Here is a 20,493-nt window from a genome sequence, read left to right as displayed (position 1 = left end):
AAGTTGATACAGCGCCATGCCTCATCGCTGCACGCAGCTTAACTTTTCTCTGTTCAACCAATAATAAACCGCGGTTTACCTTTATGACAGCCTCACCGACATTCCGTTGCCGGTTAACGCACGGTTTAACACATAAAATGTGCCACAGCGACGCACCTGGCTCACGGCGCGTAAAAAAAGCATCATAATTCATGGCGTTAATTCGTCAATTCTGGTTTATTTGTCAGGATAAAATTTGCTTACCGTGCGGGTTAGAGGATGTTGCTATGAAGTCAGGCCGCTATATAGGCGTCATGTCCGGCACCAGTCTGGACGGAATCGATGTGGTATTGGCCGCGATTGACGATCGCATGGTGGCGCAGCAGGCCAGCTATAGCCATCCGATGCCGATCGCGCTGAAAAAAGAGATCCTGGGGATGTGCCAGGGGCAGCAAACCACGCTGGCCGCGGTCGGCCGGTTGGACGCACAGCTGGGCACGCTGTTTGGCGAGGCGGTGCTCGGCCTGCTGAAGCAAACCGGTATCGACGCGGATCATATCACCGCCATCGGCTGCCACGGCCAGACGGTATGGCACGAACCGGAAGGCGACGCGCGTTTCTCCATGCAGCTCGGCGACAACAACCGCATCGCCGCACTGACCAATATCACCACCGTCGGCGATTTCCGCCGGCGCGACATGGCTTACGGCGGGCAGGGCGCGCCGCTGGTGCCGGCGTTTCATCAGGCGCTGCTGGGGCATCCCGTCGAGCGGCGTATGGTGCTGAACATCGGCGGCATCGCCAACCTCTCTCTGCTGTTGCCCGGTGCGCCGGTGCGCGGTTTTGACACCGGGCCAGGCAACATGCTGATGGACGCCTGGATCTGGCGCCACCGCGCGCAACCTTACGATCAGAACGGCGGCTGGGCTATGCAGGGGCGCGTCTGTTTGCCGCTGTTGCAGCAGATGCTGGCGGACCCTTACTTCGCGCTGCCTGCGCCGAAAAGCACCGGCCGCGAGTATTTCAACATCGCCTGGCTGGAGCGTCAGCTGGCCGGATTACCGGCGATTGCGCCGGTCGACGTGCAGGCCACGCTGACGGAGCTGACCGCCGTCAGCATCAGCGAACAGGTGTTGCTGGCCGGCGGGTGCGAGCGTTTGCTGGTGTGCGGCGGCGGGGCGCGCAACACGCTGCTGATGGCGCGTCTGTCTGCGCTGCTGCCGGGGACGGAAGTTGGGCTGACCGACGATTTCGGCGTCAGCGGCGACGATATGGAGGCCTTGGCCTTTGCCTGGCTGGCGTTTCGCACGCTGTCCGGCCAGGCCGGCAACCTGCCTTCGGTGACCGGCGCCAGCCGTGAAACGGTGCTGGGTGGGATTTATCCGGTTTTGCCATTCGGGGGGCGCTAGCTCTGTTAGGATAGCCTGTGAAGGATTTTTCTAAGGAGCAACAGCATGAAAAAAGTCATTTTCGTCGCCGGCGCGCTGGCGCTGTCCGGCTGCAGCTACATCCTGCCGCAGAGCAGCCAGACGATGCACTACCAGTGCGGCACCACGCCGTTGACGGTGGCGCTCGACGGCAAGGCGAGCGAAGTCAGCCTGCTGATGGATGGCGAACAGCTGCATCTCAAGCAGGTGCTGGCGTTGACCGGCGCTAAATACAGCGACGGCAAATACACTTTTTGGTCGAAAGACCGCAATGCCTATCTTGAGCGCAACGGCAAGGTAGTCATGAGCGACTGCGTGTTGACGGAGTGACGGTCAGCGGTGGCGTCGGAGCGATTGAGTTCCTGGCGCCGCAGGCGCAGAATGTAACGACGGATTTTTCAGTTGGTCGATAACCCAGATGATTGAAAAGAATGAGTTTGATGTTGCGGACCTGCGCCGTGAATATACCCGAGGCGGCCTGCGCCGCAACGATCTGACCGCCAATCCGCTCGAGCTGTTCGAGCGTTGGCTGAAACAGGCCTGCGACGCGCGCCTGGCCGATCCGACCGCCATGTGCGTCGCCACCGTCGACGAACGCGGCCAGCCGTATCAGCGCATCGTGCTGCTCAAGCATTTCGATGAGCAGGGGTTGGTGTTCTACACCAACCTCGGCAGCCGCAAGGCGCAGCAGCTGGCGCAAAACCCGCATATCAGCCTGCTGTTCCCCTGGCACATGCTCGATCGTCAGGTGATTTTCCTCGGTCAGGCGGAGCGCCTGTCGACCCTCGAAGTGCTGAAGTATTTCCATAGCCGGCCGAAGGACAGCCAAATCGGCGCCTGGGTGTCGCAGCAGTCGTCACGCATTTCCGCGCGCGGCGTGCTGGAAAGCAAATTCCTCGAGCTGAAGCAGAAGTTCCAGCAGGGCGAGGTGCCGTTGCCGAGTTTCTGGGGCGGATTCCGCGTGAAATTTGACTCCGTCGAGTTCTGGCAGGGCGGCGCCCACCGCCTGCATGACCGTTTCCTGTATCAGCGGGACGGGAATGACTGGAAAATTGACCGACTGGCACCTTGAAGACGTAAAATCCCCCTCTAAGCGCTGGTGCTGACGCCGCCGGCGCTTTATTCTATGCGCTACCCTGAATTTTTATTTCGCCACTGGGCGAAAGGCCGTGTACCGGCAAAGGTGCATTCGTTTATACATGGAGTCATTGATGGCAAGCAGCAACTTGATTAAACAACTGCAAGAGCGGGGCCTCGTTGCCCAGGTTACGGATGAGGAAGCGTTAGCGGAGCGACTGGCGCAAGGGCCAATTGCACTGTATTGCGGTTTCGATCCGACCGCTGACAGCTTGCATTTGGGCCATCTGGTTCCTCTGTTGTGCCTGAAGCGCTTCCAGCTGGCCGGCCACAAACCGGTAGCGCTGGTGGGCGGCGCCACTGGCCTCATCGGCGATCCGAGCTTCAAAGCGGCGGAGCGCAAGCTGAACACCACCGATACGGTGAACGAGTGGGTTGAGAAGATCCGCAAACAGGTTTCCCCGTTCCTCGATTTCGACTGCGGCAGCAACAGCGCTATCGCGGCCAACAACTACGATTGGTTCGGCGGCATGAACGTGCTGACCTTCCTGCGTGATATCGGCAAGCACTTCTCCGTCAACCAGATGATCAACAAGGAAGCGGTCAAGCAGCGCCTGAATCGCGACGACTCCGGCATCTCCTTCACCGAGTTCTCCTACAACCTGCTGCAGGGCTTCGATTTCTCCGAGCTGTACAACCGCCACCAGGTGGAGCTGCAGATCGGCGGTTCCGATCAGTGGGGCAACATCACCTCGGGCATCGATCTGACGCGTCGTCAGCATCAGAAGCAGGTGTTCGGCCTGACCGTGCCATTGATCACCAAGGCAGACGGCACCAAGTTCGGTAAAACCGAAGGCGGCGCGGTCTGGCTGGCGCCGGAAAAAACCAGCCCGTACAAGTTCTACCAGTTCTGGATCAACACCGCCGATGCCGACGTTTACCGCTTCCTGAAGTTCTTCACCTTCATGAGCCTGGAAGAGATCAACGCGCTGGAAGAAGAAGACAAGAACAGCGGCAAGGCGCCGCGCGCCCAGTACGTGCTGGCGGAAGAAGTGACCGGCATGGTGCACGGTGCGGAAGGCCTGGCGGCTGCCAAGCGCATCACCCAGAGCCTGTTCTCCGGCGCGCTGCATGACATGACCGAAGCGGACTTCGCCCAGCTGGCGCAGGACGGCATGCCGACCATCAAACTTGAGCGCGACGCCGATCTGCAGCAGGCGCTGGTGAATGCTGAACTGGTGCCGTCACGTGGCCAGGCGCGCACCATGATCGGTTCCAACGCGGTGACCATCAACGGCGAGAAACAGTCGGATGCCGAATACCGCTTCAGCGATGCGGACCGTCTGTTTGGCCGTTACACGCTGCTGCGCCGCGGCAAGAAACACTACTGCCTGGTGGACTGGCAGTAAGCGTATAATGATGGTAAGGGGCCCAGGCGGCCCCTTTCTTTTTGGGCAGCCGCCAGGCTGGCTGCCGCATTCCCAACGAGTTCTGTCGATGAAAAACATTCTTTCTATCCAGTCGCACGTGGTGTTTGGTCACGCCGGCAACAGTGCGGCGGAGTTTCCGATGCGCCGCATGGGCGTCAACGTCTGGCCGCTGAACACGGTGCAGTTCTCCAACCATACGCAATACGGTCAGTGGACCGGCTGCGTCATGCCGGCCAGCCACCTGAGCGAGATCGCGCAGGGCATCGCCAATATCGATCAGCTGAAACGCTGTGATGCGGTGCTGAGCGGTTATATCGGTTCGCCGGAGCAGGGTGACCATATTCTGGCGATCGTGCGTCAGGTTAAGCAGGCGAATCCGAACGCCTGGTATTTCTGCGATCCGGTGATGGGACATCCTGAAAAGGGCTGCATCGTGGCGCCGGGGGTGGCCGAGTTTCACTGCCGTCAGGCGTTGCCGTGCAGCGACATGGTGGCGCCGAACCTGCTGGAGCTGGAAATGCTGAGCCAGATGGCCGTCGCCAACGTGGACGACGCGGTGCAGGCCGCTCGATCGCTGATCGCCAAGGGGCCGCGATTGGTGCTGGTCAAGCACCTGGCCCGTGCCGGCTATCACACCGACTGTTTCGAAATGCTGCTGGTGACGGCGGACGAAGCCTGGCACATCAGCCGGCCGCTGGTGGACTTCGGGGCGCGTCAGCCGGTCGGCGTCGGCGATTTGACCAGTGGTCTGCTGCTGGTGGATCTGCTGAAGGGCGAGGCGCTGGATAAAGCGCTGGAGCACGTGACCGCCGCCGTGTATGAGGTGATGCTGACCACGCAGGCGATGGGCGAGTATGAATTGCAGGTGGTGGCGGCACAGGATCGGATCGTGCAGCCGCGCAGCGAGTTCAGTGCGGTAAAACTGTAAGCGGCATCGGGCCCCGGCGAGAGCCGCCGGGGCTGAACCTTACTTCAATCCTTCGGCGTTCAGCGCCGCATCTACCGCCGGGCGCGCCGCAACGCGATCGAACCAGGCCGCCAGATGGGCGTGCTTGCGCACATCGAACTGCAGGGCGAATGCCCAGCGCAGCACGGTGAACAGGTAGGCGTCGGCCACGCTGAAACGGCTTCCCAACAGGAAGTGCTGCTTCGCCAGCACCGAATCCAGATAGCTGAACTGCTGCTCCAGCCTGGCGCGCGCGATGGTTTTATATTCCTCGGGCGTCTTCGGGTTGAACAGCGGGCTGAACCCTTTGTGCAGCTCGGTGGCGATGTAGTTCAGCCATTCGATCGCGTGGTAGCGCGACAGGGTGCCCGCCGCCGGGATCAGGTTGCGGTCCGGCACGCGGTCCGCCAGGTATTGCACGATCGCCACGCCTTCAGTCAGCAGGCTGCCGTCATCCAGCAGCAGCGCCGGTACCTGTCCCTTGGGGTTGATGGCGAGGTAATCGGCGCCGCTCTCGGTTTTCTTCTGCGCCAGATCGACCTTCTCCGCCGTAAAATCCAGCCCTGCCTCACGCAATACGATATGCGGGGACAGCGAACAGGCGCCGGCTTTATAGAACAGTTTCATCGGAAGCTCCTTGTTGATGACGAATGACGGGCATGCTTAACCTCTCATCGTAGTCCCATAGCGCCAAAATTACAGCGGCTTAGCTAACAAATTTAACCGACTATCGCCTCGGCGGGCTGCAGCTGCGCCAGCGTCGCGGCGATCTGCTGCTGCAGCGCCTGCGGCGCCACCTGCATCGGCGAGCGCAGTTCGTTAGCGATCAGCCCCTGTTGGGCCAGCACGGTCTTGACCGGCGCCGGATTCGGGAAGCTGAACATCTGGTGGATCATCGGCAACAGCTCATAGAAGTTGCTGCGCGCCGCGGCCAGATCGCCGGCGGCGACTTGCTGCACCAGCTGGACGAAACGTTCCGGGTGAACATGCGCGGCGGCGGAGATGGCGCCGGTGCCGCCGAGGCACAGCGTGGTGAGGATCAGATTGTCTTCCCCGGTCATCACATCGATTTCGCCGTCGGCGATCAGCGCCATGGTGGCGTCAGGGTTGCCGCCGCAATCCTTGATGGCGGTGATGCGCGGGTGACGTGCGAGCCGGCGCAGCGTGGCCAGCTCCATGGCGATGCCGGTGCGCTGCGGAATGTTGTACAGGATCACCGGCACGGTGGAGGCGTCGGCCAACTGGGTGAAATAGTCTATCAGGCCGCATTGCGAAGGGCGGATGTAGTAAGGCGCCGGGATCAGCACGCCGGCGATGTCGCGCAGTTGAATGGCTTGCTGCATCTGCAGCGTGGCGGCCATGTTATTGCCGGAAAGGCCCATCACCACCTGATGGGCGGGCGCCACCTCCAGCACGGCGTCGAGCACCGCCAGCTGTTCTTCCTTGCTCAGCGCGGCGGCTTCACCGGTAGAGCCGCAGACCACCAGGCCGTCGATGCCGGCGTCGAGCAGGTGCCGCGCCAGGCGTTTAACCGCCGGCAGATCGACGGCATCTTGATTGAAAGGGGTAACCATCGCTACCCAAATACCCGAAAATGAGGCCATAAAATATTCCTTCTGTGTGACCGACAGAGAAGCCAGATGAGAAAATTGAAGGCGGGGCATTGCAGGCCATCCAGTCAGCTCATCTGACGGGACAGCTCGCCCCGGTCAAATGAGCGTCTGTTTCTTCGATGTAACCGCCGCCAAACCGCCAACGGGCAACGCCGGGAGAATCGGTGTATTAACGTTGCGCGGATAGGCCATGGCAGTCTCGTGAAAAGAGGATGTGGGGTGATAATGAATATTCTTCATCAGGCTGTCAATTTACAACAGATTGATAACATTGTTATTCATGATGGGTGAGGGCAGATGAGTTTGGCTAATAAACGACAATCCCCGCGGCGGCGGGGATTGTTTGGCTGATTCAGCGCGGCGGGCGGGTACCGATGGTGGCGGACCAACTGAAGGTGTCGCCGCTTGGCCGGTAGCGGTTGGCTTTGCGTTCCGCGCGCTCTGCCTTGGCGAGCTTCGCTCTGGCGGCCATGATGCGCGCCACCACTTCATCTTTGACCTTGTGCTGTTCGGCGTTGGTCAGCGGCCGGCCGTGGCTTTTACGCGCTTTGTCCAGCTCGGTTTTGACTTCCCGTTGCTCGCTTTCCGTCATCTCTTTCAACGTCAACTTTTTCATCTTTGCCGCCCATTCGGTGAAGTTGGCTTTCAGTTTAACGGTGTTATGTGACCGAAAATGTTATGGGCATAACGAAAATGCCCCGTAAGCCCAGGTTACACCTCTTCCAGCAGATCGTCGACAAAGCGCCGCATCCGTTCGGTTCGCTGCTCGGCCATCTGTCGCCCGGCGGCGGTCTGGAAGCCGTCTTGCAGCTTGAAGAGCTTGGTTTCGAAGTGATCCAGGCTGAAACGCTTGTCATCGTATTGACGATGTTCGGCCCGCGGGTCCGCAGCGTCATACAGCGCGCTGCGCATGCGGCCGCCGATATAGAAGCAGCGGGCTACGCCAATCAGGCCAATGGCGTCGAGACGATCGGCGTCCTGCAGGATCTTCGCTTCCAGCGTTTGCGGAGGGATGCCGGCGGAAAAACTGTGCGCTTCGATAGCGTGGGCCACCGCCGCGATGTCCGCCGGCGCCCATTCGAGCCGGGTCAGCGTCAGCGTGGCTTGCTGCGCCGCCATGCGCGAAGCCAGGTGACGCTGCGGCGAATTCTTTTCCACCGCCACGGCGTCATGCAGCAGCACCGCCGCGCAGAGAATGCGCCGGTCGCCGCCTTCCAGCTTGCTGATGCGGCGGCAGTTCTTCCAGACTCGGTGCAGGTGCGCCACATCGTGCGAGCCATCGTCCGATTCGAGGGTGAGCGGCAGCAGCGTTTGCGCCAGCGTCTGGTAGGGGGAAAACGGTTGTAACAGCTCTTGCGTCAGCGAGGGTAAAGACACGTTCAGCTCCTGTTGGGGGAAATCGGGCAATCAGCATAGTCGCGTCGGAGGTCGAGGGAATGACAGAAGACGACTATTGTTTACTAAAGTGCAACCTACTATTGTCACAACTGCGGTTTTTGCAGCGAAACAAGCAACCTAGAATAGCCGCATTCCGCCGTCTCCGCCTGGTGAGAGCCTGTGTCCGCGGAGATGGTCGGAATATCCTTATCAGCCATGGGAGAAGAGACATGCCAACCCCTCTTGAGATAGTGCGCGCGACTTACGAAGGCAGTTCCGAAGAAAACGGCCGTAATCTGCTGGCGGCGCTGGCCCCCGATGCCGAGTGGACCGAAGCCGCCGGTTTCCCTTACGCCGGTACCTATATCGGCCCGGAGAATATCATCAAGAACGTGCATCAGCGTTTGGGCAGCGAATGGCAAGGTTACCGCGCCGATGTCGATCGCTTTTACGACGCCGGCGACAACGTGATTGCTCAGGGTTTTTATCACGGCACTTACCGGGCCACCGGCAAAGCCTTCAGCGCCTCCTTTGCGCATATTTATACGGTGCGCGCCGGCAAGATCGTGAAGTTCGTGCAGATTGTCGACAGCGCTAAAGTGCTGGAAGCGATGCAGCCTTAATCGCCGCTGTGCTTGCCGAATTTGCGGTCAAACTCGCGCCGGTAACCCCGAGCCTTGTTGCGATCGCGGATCCACAAATAGCCGCACACCAGCGCAACCGCTCCCGAGAAGGTGACGTTGCGCATATCCCGGTCATACCAAAACACCAACAGCGCATCCAGCGCAGCAATCAGCGCGATCCATTTGTACATATGGGATTGGCGCCGCGTGGCGGCGTTGAGTCGTTTTAACTGTCTGGCTTCGTCCAACACCGGTTTTTGCTGCATAGCGTTTCGTTATCATCAGGCTGTTCACGCTAAATTAGCAGAATCCTCCCAACTGCCGCAAAGATTAACGCACGCCGTCAGGCGGTTTTCAGCGTACCCCGGAGTACGCGGAAAATTTATGCGCGGACGCTGGTATTGTTTATCGGGTGTGATAGGTTATTTATTCGATATTTTCGTGTTTTTATTCAATTAGCGCTGTATCATCAAGCCGTAGCACTGGGCGGTTAACGTGATGGGTTCGACGCATGCGGCGGTTAACTTCGGCAGGAGAACATGATGAACGATAAGACGGCACGCCCGGAGGATGTGGTTCAACAACAGCTTGACGCCTATAACGCCCGCGATATCGAGGCCTTTATGGCCTGTTGGGCGGATGACGCGCAGTATTACGAACACCCCGACACGCTGCTGGCCAGCGGCAAGGCGGCGATCCGCGAACGGCATCTGGCGCGCTTTCGCGAGCCGAGCCTGTACGGCGAACGGATAAAACGCATGGCGGTGGGGAATATGGTGGTCGATCAGGAGGTGGTGACGCGTAACTTCCCGCAGGGGCGCGGCAAAATGGATGTCATCGCCATTTACGAAGTGGAACAGGGGCGGATCGCCAAAGCCTGGTTCAAGATCGGCCCCTGCGTGCCGGACGAAGGCGCGCTCTAGCCGCAATGCCGCTCACTTAAGCCTGAGTGGCATTTTGCTTATCCAGCCTCTGGGCGTTCTGTGCAGGGGAATTGCCGTCAATGTTCCGCATTTCTTTGTGGCCAACATGAACGGCAATTGTAGGGGCCGATGGCGCGGCCCCTACACCCGCGCCTTTGCTTAACACCGCCTGTCCGCTGCGCGGATACCCTCGCCGTGTCTGCATTGTCGGGCGGGTCGGCTGCGACAAACGTCCCTGTTAGTCTCGCCTCAACCGGCCTTCCCTGGCCGGTTGCCCCTGACAACGCCGCCTTGCTCGGCAGCCGGTGATGCGCGCTAAAGGTCAACACCCGAGCTGGCAGCTACTGGGCAACCTGTCCCTTATGAGGTTATGACAGAGAAGAGAAATCGGAGATGAGCACGGTATTGGACGCCCTTGAAGACGCCGAACGCAGGCATAGCGCATTAGGAGAAACCGCCATGGACGGCGGTTTCAGGTGAGACAGGCAGGGACGCCTGTCGCAACCGGCCTCAATGTGCTATGGCGGAGAGAGGACAAATCTGCCTGGAGCAGATTTGAACGCTGCTTGCAGCGGCCCCGAAGGGGCGAGGCCCAGGGATGGGCTGAGTAACGTTGGCAAAGCCAACCGTCTGATAGGGCAAAGGCGCGGGTTGCCAGGGGCCGCGCCTTCGGCCCCTGGCTCGGTCGAGGTGCGTGAGCCACATGGGGCATCTCACTTTTATCGACCGAAAATGTCACGAACGCCTGCAGAAAAACGCTTAACTGAATCAGCATTGTGCTCTAGCCGCGCCTAATTGCAACGCCATCACCGCCTCTATCTCTACGCACACTGCGGGTGAGAACAACGCGCTGACCGCCATCAAAGAACAGGCCGGCAGCGCGCCGTCGAAATAGTCAAATAGCACCGGGCGCACGCTCGCCAGATCGGCGATGTCGGTCAGGAACACGCTGATTTTAATCAATGCCTTGAGATTGACGCCTTCGCTGACGGCGATGGTCGCCAACTGCTCAAGGATCTCTTGCGTTTGCTGCGGCGCGCTCAAGCCCTGCGCGTCGGTGGCGAAGGCCGTCAAGCCAGATACGTACAGGCGATCGCCGTGGCGCACGGCGTGCACATAAGGGCCACCCGGCGTAGGCAATTGCGGATAATTAATGCGTTTTAATGATGTCATGGTCAAACCCCGCGCAAGACCGGTTAATAAAATCGACAAACTTGGTTAGGATACTGGAGAAAACGCGGCAAAGCGCCGCACGCCGATGATATCTGAGAGAATCATCCCCCTTTATGTTATACGCCGTCTCTCACGCGAATGTGACAGTGCGGCGCAGATCGGCAACAAGGATGCAGAGACGATGAACCCGCTTTTTACGCCTTACCTGCAGCGCTGGCGGCTGGAGCAGGACGGCAAAGCCTTCGAAACCCACAGCAGTCTATTGATGCCGGTGCGTTACCGGGGCGCGGCGGCCATGCTGAAGATCGCCCGCGAGCAGGAGGAGCGCTTCGGTGGTCAGCTGATGTGCTGGTGGCGTGGAGAAGGTGCCGCGCAGGTGCTGGCGTGGCACGACGACGGCATTTTGCTGGAGCGCGCGCAGGGCGAAGGGTCGTTGGCGCAGCTGGTGCGTGACGGCGACGATGAACAAGCCACGCAGATCCTGTGCCGGGCGATCGCCGCCTTGCATGCGCCGCGGGCGGCGCCGTTGCCTGAGCTTATCCCGTTGCAGGAGTGGTTCAGCTCGCTGTGGCCTGCGGCCCAGGCGCACGGCGGCATGCTGCGTCTCAGCGCCACGGCGGCGGCGGAGCTGTTGAGCAGCCCGCGAGAAGAAAGCGTGTTGCACGGGGATATCCACCATGACAATGTGCTGGACTTTGGTGCACGCGGTTGGCTGGCGATCGATCCCAAGCGTTTGTACGGTGAACGGGGCTTCGATTACGCCAACATCTTCTGCAATCCCAACTACGGCGTCGCCACCGATCCGGCCATTTTCCATCGCCGCGTGGAACAGGTGTGCCGGTTGGCCGGGCTGGATCGCCGGCGTCTGCTGCAATGGATCCTGGCCTGGTCGGGGCTTTCCGCCGCCTGGTTCATGGAAGACGGGCAGGCGGCGGACATCGATTTTCGCGTCGCGGAACTGGCGGCGCGCGCGCTGGATCTCACGTTGCCGGGCGGCGATTCAGGGTTCATCCTGCCAGTAATCGAGCGAGGCTGAAGGGCGCTGCAGATAACGCACCTGCTCGCCGTCATTGCCGCGCGCCATCGCCTGGTATTTACCTGAGTCCGGATACATCACCACTTCCGGCTGTTCGCGCGTGCTGACGGACAGATACTTCAGCGGCGCATCGGAGGTGTTGATGATCTGGTGCGGGTATTCCGGGCCAGGCGGAATGAAAATGACATCCCCACTGACGATCGGCAGCATTTCTCCGGCTACCCGCAGCGTTCCGCTGCCTTCCAGAATGATGAACATTTCCTCCTGAGCGTAGTGAAAATGATAGGGGCAGGAACGCATGCCTGGCGCCACACAATCGAAGGAGGCGCCCAGCTTGTCGGCGGCGGTGCCGGTGCCGAGACGAGCGCCGACGCTGTCATACAGCGGCGGCCGCCGGTCATGCTTCATCTCTACCTGTTCGACATTGCGTATCAAGCGCTGGGCTAACAGCGCGGCTTTCTCGGTCATAAGCTTCCTTGGTGACGGCGTCACTTATTATGTGAATTGACATTCAGACGACAGAGAAAGTGAAGGCGCCACGGCGCCGCTTGTCAATGTAGACCGCCCCTTACGTCACGGTGTTTCGCCGCGGCAGCGACAGCAGCAGATGCGCGATGGCGCCGCCGACAATGCCCCAGAATGCCGAACCGATGCCGAGCAACGTGACGCCGGAGGCGGTGATGAGGAAGGCGATCAGCGCCGCGTCGCGCTGTTTTTCATCATGCAGCGCGCGTTGCAGGCTGCCGCCGATGGTGCCGAGCAGCGCCAGCCCGGCGATGGTGTGGATCAAGGCGACCGGCAACGCGCTGAACAGCAGGCCGATGGCGCCGCCGAACAACCCGGCCAACAAATAGAAGCCGCCGGCGGCCACCGCGCCCATATAGCGCCGCTGTGGATCGGGATGCACGTCCGGCCCCATGCAAATGGCGGCGGTAATGGCGGCGATGCACACCGAGAAACCGCCGAATGGCGCCAGCAGCAGCGCGGTCAGCGCCGTCCAGGCGATCAGCGGTGAGGTGGGAACACGGTAGCCCGCCGCCTGCAGCGTAGCGATCCCGGGGGCATTCTGTGAAGCCATGGTGACCACGAAGAAGGGCACGCCGATGCCGAGCAGCGTCGGCCAGCTGAAATGCGGCGCGATAAATTCCGGCACGGCGACCGCCGGCGCCTGTTGCGCCAGATGGATATCGCCCTGTAGCGCGGCGATCGCCAGCCCAATCGCCAGCGTCAGTACGATGGCATAACGCGGCAGGTAACGGCGGCTGAGCAGATAGGCCAGCCCCATACCGGCGCTGAGGAGGAAATTGAGCTGCAGTGAAGCGAAGGCGTCCAGCCCGAAACGCAGCAGGATCCCCGCCAACATCGCGGCAGAAATCGCCTGCGGAATATAATCCATCAGGCGGGCGAACAGCCCGGTGACGCCGCAGAGCAGGATCAGGCCCGACGCGAAGATGAACACCCCGATCGCCTCATTGATCGGCGTGCCGGGCAGGCTGGTGACCAGCAGCGCCGCTCCTGGCGTCGACCACGCGGTGAGGATCGGGGTGCGATAGTACAGCGAAAGCCCCAGCGAGGTGACGCCCATCGCGATCCCAAGCGTGCTCAGCCAGCCGCCGATCTGCGCCGGCGTGGCGCCTGCGGCGGCGGCGGCCTGGAAAATGATGGCGGCAGAGCTGGTGTAGCCGACCAGAACGGCGACAAAGCCGGCCATGACGGCGGGCAGGGTCAGATGGCGCAAGGAGAGGGCTGGGCGCATGAGGAGCTCCAATCGGTGAGTGTGCGTTATAACGCACGGTAAGAAATCAGCATAGCACCGTGCGCTATAGCGCACAAGCGGGTATAATCGAGCGCGATACGCAGAGGAGAACAGGATGCAGGAACTTGCCGGCCATTTGGCGCACACCCTTCGCACGTTGCGCGCGCAGCGCGGCTGGAGCCTGACGCAGGCGGCGGAATACACCGGCGTCAGCAAAGCGATGCTTGGGCAGATTGAGCGCGGCGAATCCAGCCCGACGGTGGCGACGCTGTGGAAGATCGCCACCGGTTTCAACGTGGCGTTCTCCGCCTTTCTTGAGGCGTCGCCCGCGCAGCAGCAGGCGACGCTGCACCGCTACGGCGAACTGCCGGTGTACGATCAGGACAACGCCGATATGCGCGTGGTGCCGCTGTTTCCCTACGATCGCCAGCTGGGTTTCGACATGTTCGTCATCGATCTCGCGCCGGGCGCGCTCAGCGAATCGTCGCCGCATGAGCCGGGCGTGATTGAGCATGTGATCGTGATCAGCGGCCGGTTGGAATTGGCGATAGACGGCGAGTGGCACAGCCTGGCAGCCGGCGAGGCGATGCGCTTTCAGGCCGATCGGCCGCATGCCTACCGCAACGCCGGTTCACACACGGTGCGCATTCACGATCTGATCCACTATCCTCAATCCTGACTCAACGCGGCGGCCGCGGGCTTTGACTCCGCGCCGCCAAACGCCTACCTTGTTGAAAATGACTCTTATTTCACAGGCTGTCGCCCATGACGGGGCGGCGTTGCAGCCGACTCAAAAGGAGCTTGATTTTGCCGGTCACCAATCGACGTCAGTTTATTAAACTCAGTGCGCAAACCGCAGGAGCCGTATTCGCGATGACTTCATTACCCAACAGTATCCGCCTGGCGATGGCGGCGGAGGGCGGCGCGGCCGCCGGCGATGAATTCCTGTGGCTGGAAGAGCTGCAGGGTAAAAAAGCGCTGCAATGGGTGCAGCAGGAAAATCAGCGCACCGTGGCACGTTTCGGCCAGGGCGAAGACTTTCAGCGCATTGAGCGCGAAGTCCTGGATATCCTCAATAAAGACACCCAGATCCCGTGGGTGAGCAAACGCGGCGAGTACTATTACAACTTCTGGCAGGATCAGGCCAACCCGCGTGGCCTGCTGCGACGCGCCACGCTGGACGAGTACCGCAAGGCCAAACCGGCCTGGGAGACGGTGCTGGATATCGATGCGCTGGGCAAGGCGGAGGGCAAAGATTGGGTCTATCAGGGCTCGCAGCCGCTGGCGCCGGAATACCGCTATTGCCTGATGCAGCTGTCGCCGGACGGCGGTGACGCCACCGAAATCCGCGAATTCGATCTGGTGGCCAAACGCTTCGTCAAAGAGGGTTTCAACGTGCCGGTGGCGAAAAGCCGGGTTTCCTGGGTCGATCGGGACACGCTGTTCATCGCCACCGATTTCGGCCCCGGCTCGATGACCCAGTCCGGCTACGCGCGCATCGCCAAACGCTGGCGGCGCGGCACGCCGCTGAGCGCCGCCGAAACGCTGTACGAAGCGCAGCCCGAGGACATGGCGGTCTTCGCCTATCACGACCGCACGCCGGGCTTTGAGCGCGATTTCGTCGGCCGCAGCCTGGACTTCTACCGCCGCGACTATTTCTTGCTGACTCAGGACGGCCGGCAGAAAAAAATCGACATCCCCGCCGACGCCGAGCTGGATACGCATCGGGAATGGCTGCTGATCAAGCCGAGCAGCGATTGGGACGTGGGCGGCAAGCGCTATCCGTCCGGCTCGCTGTTGGCGGCCAATTTCGACGACTATCTGGCGGGCAAGCGCGAGCTGCAGCCGCTGTTTACCCCGACGGCGGAGCAGGCGCTGAGCGGCTACAGCGGCACTCGCGATCACCTGATCCTCAGCATCATGGATAACGTGGTCAACCGACTGGAAGTGCTGACGCCGCAGGGCGGCAGCTGGCAACGTCGCCCGCTGGGCAACCCCGGCGCCATCAGCACCCTTTCCGCCGGCGGCATCGACGACGAGAGCAACGCCTATTTCCTGACGGTCAGCGGGTTCCTGCAGCCGACCTCGCTGTATATGGGCAACCTCGACGGCGGGGAAGCGACGCTGCTGAAACAGGCGCCGCAGGACTTTGACGCCGCCGGCTATCAGGTCAGCCAGCATTACGCGCGCTCCAAGGACGGCACCCGCGTGCCGTATTTCCAGATCGCCGCCAAAGATCTCAAGCTGGACGGCAGCACGCCGACGCTGCTGTACGGCTACGGCGGGTTTGAAGTGCCGCTGCTGCCGGGCTATCTGGGCGGCAAAGCGCCGGCCTGGCTGGAGCGCGGCGGGGTATACGTGGTGGCCAACATTCGGGGCGGCGGTGAATATGGTCCGGCCTGGCATCAGGCGGCGCTCAAGCAGAATCGTCATCGTGCCTATGAAGATTTCGCCGCCGTGGCCGAAGACCTGTTCGCGCGCAAGGTGACTTCCGCGCCGCATCTCGGCGCGCGCGGCGGCAGCAACGGCGGTCTGCTGGTAGGCAATATGCTGACGCTGTATCCGCAGCTGTTCGGCTGCATCGTCTGCGAAGTGCCGCTGTTGGACATGCAGCGCTATACCCAACTCTCCGCCGGCGCGTCGTGGATCGCGGAATACGGCGATCCGAGCAAGCCGGAGCAGTGGGCCTATATCAAAACCTTCTCGCCGTACCACAATATTCAGGCGAAAACGGCCTATCCGCCGGTGCTGTTCTATACCGCCACCAGCGACGATCGGGTCAACCCGGCCCACGCGCGCAAAATGGCGGCGCGCATGCAGGCGATGGGGTATCAGCAGGCTTACTTCTACGAAAATACCGAGGGTGGGCACAGCGCCGCCGCCGACAAGCAACAGGCGGCGTTCCACAGCGCGCTGGTGAGCGAATTCATGTGGGCTAACCTGAGCGGCAAGCGCAAGCCAGCGTAAACACGTTTCTTGCGGGCATAAAAAAACGCCGGGGGTTAACCCCGGCGTTTCTATTTACGCTCAATCCGCAGGCGATCAGTGAGCCGCCGTGGCTTCCTGCGCTTTCTGATTCAGGTCTTCGCTGGTGTCCAGCGTCATGCGGTACAGTTTCGGCGCGGTCAGCATCATCAGGATGGCGATGACGGCGGTGGCGATGCCGATTTGCATAAACACATGGCTGTAGATGGCCAGCGAAGCGTGCGCGTCGTTGATGTCGCTGGGGACGGCGGTCAGACCGGCGACTTTACCGGCGATCAGTGCCGCGGCGGCGGTGGTCAGGAACCAGGAACCCATGATGAAGCCCATCAGACGCTGCGGCACCAGCTGCGCCACCATCGCCAGACCCAGACCGGAAATCATCAGCTCGCCGATGCTCTGCAGCGCGTAGCTCAGGATCAGCCAGTTGACCGACACGATGCCCTGTTCGTTGGCGAAGCTGGCGCCCCATGGCAGCACCAGGAAGGCGCAGGAACACAGGATCATGCCGAAAGCGAACTTGTGCGGCATCGGCAGGCGATCGCCCATCTTGTTATACAACGCGGCCAGAATCGGGCTGGCGAGCATGATCCAGAACGGGTTCAGCGCCTGGTACTGCTCCGGCTCGAAGGCGACGCCGAAGATGCTGTGCTCCACGTTGTGGATGGCGAAGAAGTTCAGCGACGTCGGCATCTGGCTGTACAGCACGAAGAATACCACCGCTTCCAGCATCAGCAGGAAGGCGACGATCATTTTGCGGCGTGCGGCGCCATGCAGGGCGAAGGCTTCCTTGGCGAACACGATCACGATCCCGGCGGAGATGAAGGCCAGCGCCCAGCGCGCGATCACCTGGTTGTGCAGCAGCCAGCTGGACACGGCGACCAGCGCCACGATGCCGACCAGCACCATCAGCAGTTTCGGCAGATGCAGCGGCTTGAAGTCAGGCCTGGAGCCGTTTTTCTTCACCCACTTGTGGCACATCATAAAGTTGACCAGGGTGATCAGCATGCCGACCACGCTCAGGGAGAACGCCACGCTCCAGCCGTACTTCGCCGCCAGCCACGGGGTAGCCAGCATGGAGAAGAAGGAACCGATGTTCACCGACATGTAGTACATGGTGAAGGCGCCGTCGATACGCGGGTCGTCTTTCTCATAGCAGGTGGAGAGCAGGGAGGACGGGTTGGCCTTGAACAGGCCGCTGCCCACGGCGATGGTCGCCATGCCCAGATAGACCCAGAAGATGTCGTGGCCGGAGTAGGCCACCATGGCGTAACCGGCGGCCAGCACCAGCGCGCCGAGCACGATCACGCGTTTGGCGCCCAGCACCTTGTCGCCCAGCCAGCCGCCAATGGCGACGAAGCCGTATACCAGGGCGCTGAAAGAAGAGAACAGGGTGATGGAGTCGGCTTCGCTCAGACCGAGCATCTTGACCAGATAAACCGCCATGATGCCTTGCAGGCCGTAATAGCCGAAGCGCTCCCACAGTTCGATCGAGAAGATCAGATAGAATGCTTTCGGTTGTTTGAACGCGTTAAGGCTCACGCTCTCCTGGTGTTGGTTGTTTGCTGTTGACACTGGTACCTCTGTTTTTTCGCAGCCCGTCTTTAGGGGACGGGAAAGTACAAAAGTTGATGCGGAACGGCATCCTTTTGCGTTGTTATAGGATGGGGACGGCGGTTAATGTTCACTATCTTTGTCAACGTGGCAAGCTGTTTGTCATATTCGGTTACATTTAACGCCGGCAGGATTATGCCACGATGTTGCAAATGTTATGCAGTATTAACTTTCGGCTTTTGGTGGTTTATCGATTTTTTGTTTTGACTAAAAGCTATACGAATTTTAAACAGGGATATATTCTGCTGAATTGCTATTTTTTAGCGCATCAGTGTACGTGAGGTTATTAATCCGTTGGAATGTTGTGTATATGGCGCGATTTGTAAAATTATAGAAATTTAGGAAAACGGGGCTGGCATTTGTGAACGCCTTGTGATCCTGAAAGCGTGACGTTCACCGCAATTTTCGACTAATTTTTTGCTTGAAAATAACGCAGCGATGGGTTTCTTACTGAAAACCGTGATAACGCCGGGGTTACTGCTGCGCGATATCACATTTTTGATAAAAAAGCGGCGTTGGCGAGGGAAGAGGACGCGGCGGGTGCGGTTTGCCGCACCCAACTGACTCAGGATTCCGGATAAACCTTTTCTTTATATTCGCACAGGTCTTCGATGATGCAGGAGCCGCAGCGCGGTTTGCGCGCGATGCAGGTGTAGCGTCCGTGCAGGATCAACCAGTGATGGCAATCGACCTTGAATTCGGCGGGCACCACCTTCAACAGTTTCTCCTCCACCTGATCGACGTTCTTGCCCGGCGCAAAGTGGGTGCGGTTGCACACCCGGAAGATATGGGTGTCCACGGCGATGGTCGCCCAGCCGAAGGCGGTGTTGAGCACCACGTTGGCGGTTTTGCGGCCAACGCCCGGCAGTGCCTCCAGCGCGGCGCGATCTTCCGGCACTTCGCCGCCGTGCAGCTCCAGCAGCATGCGGCAGGTCTTGATCACGTTTTCGGCCTTGCTGTTGAACAGACCGATGGTCTTGATGTACTCCTTGACGCCATCAACCCCCAGCGCCAGCATGGCGGCGGGGGTGTTGGCGACCGGATAGAGTTTGGCGGTCGCCTTGTTAACGCTCACGTCGGTGGCCTGCGCAGACAGCAATACCGCGATCAGCAGCTCAAACGGCGTGGTGTACACCAGCTCGGTGGTCGGATGCGGATTGTTGTCGCGCAGCCGGGTCAGAATTTCCAGTCGCTTCTGCTTGTTCATCAGGCCTTCTCAGCACGTCCTTGTTCCAGCAGCGGTTCCGCCGCCACGGCGCGGGCTTTGCGCGCCTTCATTCTTTCGTCGATCAGATACTTGACCGCCAACAGCAGGCCCAGGCCGATAAAGGCGCCTGGCGGCAGCATGGCCAGCAGGAACGGGCTGTCGAAGTGCACCACTTCGATGCGCAGCGATTTGGCCCAGCCGCCCAGCAGTTGATCGGCGCCGTCGAACAGCGTGCCGTTGCCCAGCAGCTCGCGCATTGAACCCAGCGTCACCATGACGCCGGTGGCGCCGAGGCCGATGGCCATGCCGTCCAGCGCCGAGAGGCCGACCGGTTTCTTGGCGGCCACCGCTTCGGCGCGGCCCACGACGATGCAGTTGGTCACGATCAACGGAATAAAAATGCCGAGCGACTGATACAGACCGAAGGCATAGGCGTTGATCAGCATCTGCACGATGCTCACCACCGCGGCGATGATCATGACGTAGATTGGAATACGCACTTCGCTTGGCACCCAGCGACGCACCGCGGAGATGGAGGCGTTGGTGAGCGTCAGCACCAGCGTGGTGGCCAGCCCCAGGCCCAGCGCGTTGGTGACGGTGGAGGTCACCGCCAGCAGCGGGCACATGCCCAGCAGCTGCACCAGGGCGGAGTTGTTCTTCCACAACCCCTGGACGATCAATTCTTTGGCTTCACTCATTCGCTGGCTCCACACGCAGGTAAGCTTTCAAGTTTAGGCGGCAGCGTTTCCATATACAACGCCGTGCGGCGCACCGCATTGACCACCGCACGCGGGGTGATGGTGGCGCCGGTGAATTGGTCGAACATGCCGCCATCTTTCTTCACCGCCCAGCGTTTGTCGTCCGGGCCTTCGATTTTCTTGCCGCTGAAGAAGGAAATCCAGTCGGAAATGCGCAGTTCGATCTTGTCGCCCAGCCCCGGGGTTTCATGGTGTTCAATCACCCGGGTGCCGAGTACCGTGCCGTTGAAATCGGCACCGACCAGCAGCTTGATGGCGCCGGAGTAACCGTCCGGCGCGGTGGTTTCCAGCGCGGCGGCGGTCGGTTGCCCGTTTTTGCGCGCCAGGTATAAACGGTGTGGCGCGCCGTCGCCCAGCGCCGGATCGCTGACCAGGAAGCATTCGTTCTGCATGACGTTGTCGTAATTTTCCGGCGGCACCACCTGATCGAGCAGGGCTTTTTGCTGCAGCGCCGCCTGATGCGCGATGGTGGTTTTCGTCAGGGCGTAGACCACGGCGGTGAGGCCGGTGGTGACCGCCGCAAACACCGCCAGCGTGGTGCCGTGCTTTCTCATGGAATTCAGCATGGCGGC

The 20,493-nt window shown here is 60.7% G+C and carries 22 protein-coding genes; 10 read left to right on the top strand and 12 right to left on the bottom strand.

What is annotated here, in order from left to right; translation table 11 throughout:
• Positions 1 to 266: 266 nt before the first annotated feature.
• The 5 genes from anmK to pdxY all read left to right on the top strand — a co-directional run bounded on the left by anmK (position 267) and on the right by pdxY (position 4,841).
• Complete coding sequence (gene anmK / locus J0X03_RS12775; protein WP_160204253.1) at positions 267 to 1,388, top strand: anhydro-N-acetylmuramic acid kinase; 1,122 nt, start codon at positions 267 to 269, stop codon at positions 1,386 to 1,388.
• A gap of 45 nt (positions 1,389 to 1,433) precedes the next feature.
• Positions 1,434 to 1,736, top strand: a complete 303-nt coding sequence (locus J0X03_RS12770; RefSeq protein WP_004931294.1) for an MliC family protein — start codon at positions 1,434 to 1,436, stop codon at positions 1,734 to 1,736.
• 88 nt (positions 1,737 to 1,824) lie between these two features.
• Complete coding sequence (pdxH, locus tag J0X03_RS12765; RefSeq protein ID WP_033642930.1) at positions 1,825 to 2,478, top strand: pyridoxamine 5'-phosphate oxidase; 654 nt, start codon at positions 1,825 to 1,827, stop codon at positions 2,476 to 2,478.
• Positions 2,479 to 2,617: 139 nt separating this feature from the next.
• Positions 2,618 to 3,892, top strand: coding sequence for a tyrosine--tRNA ligase (gene tyrS, locus J0X03_RS12760; RefSeq protein ID WP_033642931.1), 1,275 nt, complete (start codon positions 2,618 to 2,620; stop codon positions 3,890 to 3,892).
• Positions 3,893 to 3,980: 88 nt separating this feature from the next.
• Complete coding sequence (gene pdxY / locus J0X03_RS12755) at positions 3,981 to 4,841, top strand: pyridoxal kinase PdxY (RefSeq protein ID WP_033652591.1); 861 nt, start codon at positions 3,981 to 3,983, stop codon at positions 4,839 to 4,841.
• A 39-nt stretch (positions 4,842 to 4,880) separates the two neighbouring features.
• Here the strand turns inward: pdxY and gstA are convergent, their stop codons facing one another.
• The 4 genes from gstA to J0X03_RS12735 form a co-directional block, all read right to left on the bottom strand.
• The gene (gstA, locus tag J0X03_RS12750; RefSeq protein WP_025302671.1) at positions 4,881 to 5,486 is read right to left on the bottom strand and encodes a glutathione transferase GstA; all 606 of its coding nucleotides are present in this window, start codon (positions 5,484 to 5,486) and stop codon (positions 4,881 to 4,883) included.
• A 92-nt stretch (positions 5,487 to 5,578) separates the two neighbouring features.
• A complete protein-coding gene (dapA, locus tag J0X03_RS12745; protein WP_042784387.1) occupies positions 5,579 to 6,463 on the bottom strand; it encodes a 4-hydroxy-tetrahydrodipicolinate synthase in 885 nt (294 codons plus the stop codon).
• A gap of 361 nt (positions 6,464 to 6,824) precedes the next feature.
• Complete coding sequence (locus J0X03_RS12740; protein ID WP_033642935.1) at positions 6,825 to 7,088, bottom strand: YjbD family protein; 264 nt, start codon at positions 7,086 to 7,088, stop codon at positions 6,825 to 6,827.
• Between the two features lie 95 nt (positions 7,089 to 7,183).
• Entirely contained in the window at positions 7,184 to 7,879 is a 696-nt protein-coding gene (locus J0X03_RS12735; RefSeq protein WP_080301939.1) for an HD domain-containing protein, read from the bottom strand.
• A 200-nt stretch (positions 7,880 to 8,079) separates the two neighbouring features.
• Between J0X03_RS12735 and J0X03_RS12730 the strand changes: the two genes are divergently transcribed.
• Positions 8,080 to 8,472 carry a nuclear transport factor 2 family protein gene (locus J0X03_RS12730; protein WP_160204254.1) on the top strand — a complete coding sequence of 131 codons (393 nt, stop codon included), beginning with the start codon at positions 8,080 to 8,082 and terminating at the stop codon, positions 8,470 to 8,472.
• Here J0X03_RS12730 and J0X03_RS12725 read toward each other — a convergent pair.
• Entirely contained in the window at positions 8,469 to 8,738 is a 270-nt protein-coding gene (locus J0X03_RS12725) for a hypothetical protein (protein WP_033642938.1), read from the bottom strand. The genes J0X03_RS12730 and J0X03_RS12725 overlap by 4 nt on opposite strands.
• Before the next feature lie 276 nt (positions 8,739 to 9,014).
• Here J0X03_RS12725 and J0X03_RS12720 point away from each other — a divergent pair, with 276 nt between their 5' ends.
• On the top strand, positions 9,015 to 9,395 hold the full coding sequence (locus tag J0X03_RS12720; protein ID WP_101453063.1) for a nuclear transport factor 2 family protein: 381 nt from the start codon (positions 9,015 to 9,017) through the stop codon (positions 9,393 to 9,395).
• Between the two features lie 768 nt (positions 9,396 to 10,163).
• Here the strand turns inward: J0X03_RS12720 and J0X03_RS12715 are convergent.
• Positions 10,164 to 10,568, bottom strand: a complete 405-nt coding sequence (locus J0X03_RS12715; RefSeq protein WP_160204255.1) for a RidA family protein — start codon at positions 10,566 to 10,568, stop codon at positions 10,164 to 10,166.
• Positions 10,569 to 10,749: 181 nt separating this feature from the next.
• Here J0X03_RS12715 and J0X03_RS12710 point away from each other — a divergent pair, with 181 nt between their 5' ends.
• Positions 10,750 to 11,604, top strand: a complete 855-nt coding sequence (locus J0X03_RS12710) for an aminoglycoside phosphotransferase family protein (RefSeq protein WP_160204256.1) — start codon at positions 10,750 to 10,752, stop codon at positions 11,602 to 11,604.
• Here the strand turns inward: J0X03_RS12710 and J0X03_RS12705 are convergent.
• The gene (locus tag J0X03_RS12705; protein ID WP_033652588.1) at positions 11,569 to 12,072 is read right to left on the bottom strand and encodes a cupin domain-containing protein; all 504 of its coding nucleotides are present in this window, start codon (positions 12,070 to 12,072) and stop codon (positions 11,569 to 11,571) included. The two genes, J0X03_RS12710 and J0X03_RS12705, sit on opposite strands and share 36 nt — an antisense overlap.
• 100 nt (positions 12,073 to 12,172) lie before the next feature.
• Positions 12,173 to 13,360: a benzoate/H(+) symporter BenE family transporter gene (locus tag J0X03_RS12700; RefSeq protein ID WP_033652587.1), complete on the bottom strand. Its 1,188-nt coding sequence runs from the start codon at positions 13,358 to 13,360 to the stop codon at positions 12,173 to 12,175.
• 115 nt (positions 13,361 to 13,475) lie between these two features.
• On the opposite strand from J0X03_RS12700, the gene J0X03_RS12695 reads away from it, so the two are divergent.
• Both J0X03_RS12695 and J0X03_RS12690 read left to right on the top strand, forming a co-directional pair.
• Positions 13,476 to 14,039, top strand: a complete 564-nt coding sequence (locus J0X03_RS12695; RefSeq protein WP_033642943.1) for a helix-turn-helix domain-containing protein — start codon at positions 13,476 to 13,478, stop codon at positions 14,037 to 14,039.
• 194 nt (positions 14,040 to 14,233) lie between these two features.
• Entirely contained in the window at positions 14,234 to 16,327 is a 2,094-nt protein-coding gene (locus J0X03_RS12690; RefSeq protein ID WP_096242201.1) for a prolyl oligopeptidase family serine peptidase, read from the top strand.
• A 75-nt stretch (positions 16,328 to 16,402) separates the two neighbouring features.
• Here J0X03_RS12690 and dtpA read toward each other — a convergent pair whose 3' ends face one another.
• The 4 genes from dtpA to rsxG all read right to left on the bottom strand — a co-directional run bounded on the left by dtpA (position 16,403) and on the right by rsxG (position 20,487).
• Positions 16,403 to 17,917 carry a dipeptide/tripeptide permease DtpA gene (gene dtpA / locus J0X03_RS12685; protein WP_033642946.1) on the bottom strand — a complete coding sequence of 505 codons (1,515 nt, stop codon included), beginning with the start codon at positions 17,915 to 17,917 and terminating at the stop codon, positions 16,403 to 16,405.
• 604 nt (positions 17,918 to 18,521) lie between these two features.
• Positions 18,522 to 19,163: an endonuclease III gene (nth, locus tag J0X03_RS12680; protein WP_019455952.1), complete on the bottom strand. Its 642-nt coding sequence runs from the start codon at positions 19,161 to 19,163 to the stop codon at positions 18,522 to 18,524.
• Positions 19,163 to 19,861, bottom strand: a complete 699-nt coding sequence (locus J0X03_RS12675; protein ID WP_033642947.1) for an electron transport complex subunit E — start codon at positions 19,859 to 19,861, stop codon at positions 19,163 to 19,165. Before J0X03_RS12675 ends, nth begins: the two co-directional genes overlap by 1 nt.
• A complete protein-coding gene (rsxG, locus tag J0X03_RS12670; RefSeq protein WP_033652583.1) occupies positions 19,858 to 20,487 on the bottom strand; it encodes an electron transport complex subunit RsxG in 630 nt (209 codons plus the stop codon). The genes J0X03_RS12675 and rsxG overlap by 4 nt, the downstream gene beginning before the upstream one ends.
• Positions 20,488 to 20,493: the final 6 nt, after the last annotated feature.

It is taken from the genome of Serratia ureilytica (genome assembly GCF_017309605.1).
Lineage (GTDB): Bacteria > Pseudomonadota > Gammaproteobacteria > Enterobacterales > Enterobacteriaceae > Serratia > Serratia ureilytica.
Note: the sequence above shows the minus strand (reverse complement) of the source record. Positions and strands in the feature narration are given on the sequence as shown.

Coding starts and splice junctions, on each gene's coding strand:
- anmK (WP_160204253.1), top strand. CDS start 267: ATGAAGTCAGGCCGCTATATAGGCGTCATGTCCGGCACCAGTCTGGAC.
- J0X03_RS12770 (WP_004931294.1), top strand. CDS start 1,434: ATGAAAAAAGTCATTTTCGTCGCCGGCGCGCTGGCGCTGTCCGGCTGC.
- pdxH (WP_033642930.1), top strand. CDS start 1,825: ATGATTGAAAAGAATGAGTTTGATGTTGCGGACCTGCGCCGTGAATAT.
- tyrS (WP_033642931.1), top strand. CDS start 2,618: ATGGCAAGCAGCAACTTGATTAAACAACTGCAAGAGCGGGGCCTCGTT.
- pdxY (WP_033652591.1), top strand. CDS start 3,981: ATGAAAAACATTCTTTCTATCCAGTCGCACGTGGTGTTTGGTCACGCC.
- gstA (WP_025302671.1), bottom strand. CDS start 5,486: ATGAAACTGTTCTATAAAGCCGGCGCCTGTTCGCTGTCCCCGCATATC.
- dapA (WP_042784387.1), bottom strand. CDS start 6,463: ATGGCCTCATTTTCGGGTATTTGGGTAGCGATGGTTACCCCTTTCAAT.
- J0X03_RS12740 (WP_033642935.1), bottom strand. CDS start 7,088: ATGAAAAAGTTGACGTTGAAAGAGATGACGGAAAGCGAGCAACGGGAA.
- J0X03_RS12730 (WP_160204254.1), top strand. CDS start 8,080: ATGCCAACCCCTCTTGAGATAGTGCGCGCGACTTACGAAGGCAGTTCC.
- J0X03_RS12725 (WP_033642938.1), bottom strand. CDS start 8,738: ATGCAGCAAAAACCGGTGTTGGACGAAGCCAGACAGTTAAAACGACTC.
- J0X03_RS12720 (WP_101453063.1), top strand. CDS start 9,015: ATGAACGATAAGACGGCACGCCCGGAGGATGTGGTTCAACAACAGCTT.
- J0X03_RS12715 (WP_160204255.1), bottom strand. CDS start 10,568: ATGACATCATTAAAACGCATTAATTATCCGCAATTGCCTACGCCGGGT.
- J0X03_RS12710 (WP_160204256.1), top strand. CDS start 10,750: ATGAACCCGCTTTTTACGCCTTACCTGCAGCGCTGGCGGCTGGAGCAG.
- J0X03_RS12705 (WP_033652588.1), bottom strand. CDS start 12,072: ATGACCGAGAAAGCCGCGCTGTTAGCCCAGCGCTTGATACGCAATGTC.
- J0X03_RS12700 (WP_033652587.1), bottom strand. CDS start 13,360: ATGCGCCCAGCCCTCTCCTTGCGCCATCTGACCCTGCCCGCCGTCATG.
- J0X03_RS12695 (WP_033642943.1), top strand. CDS start 13,476: ATGCAGGAACTTGCCGGCCATTTGGCGCACACCCTTCGCACGTTGCGC.
- J0X03_RS12690 (WP_096242201.1), top strand. CDS start 14,234: ATGACTTCATTACCCAACAGTATCCGCCTGGCGATGGCGGCGGAGGGC.
- nth (WP_019455952.1), bottom strand. CDS start 19,163: ATGAACAAGCAGAAGCGACTGGAAATTCTGACCCGGCTGCGCGACAAC.
- J0X03_RS12675 (WP_033642947.1), bottom strand. CDS start 19,861: ATGAGTGAAGCCAAAGAATTGATCGTCCAGGGGTTGTGGAAGAACAAC.
- rsxG (WP_033652583.1), bottom strand. CDS start 20,487: ATGCTGAATTCCATGAGAAAGCACGGCACCACGCTGGCGGTGTTTGCG.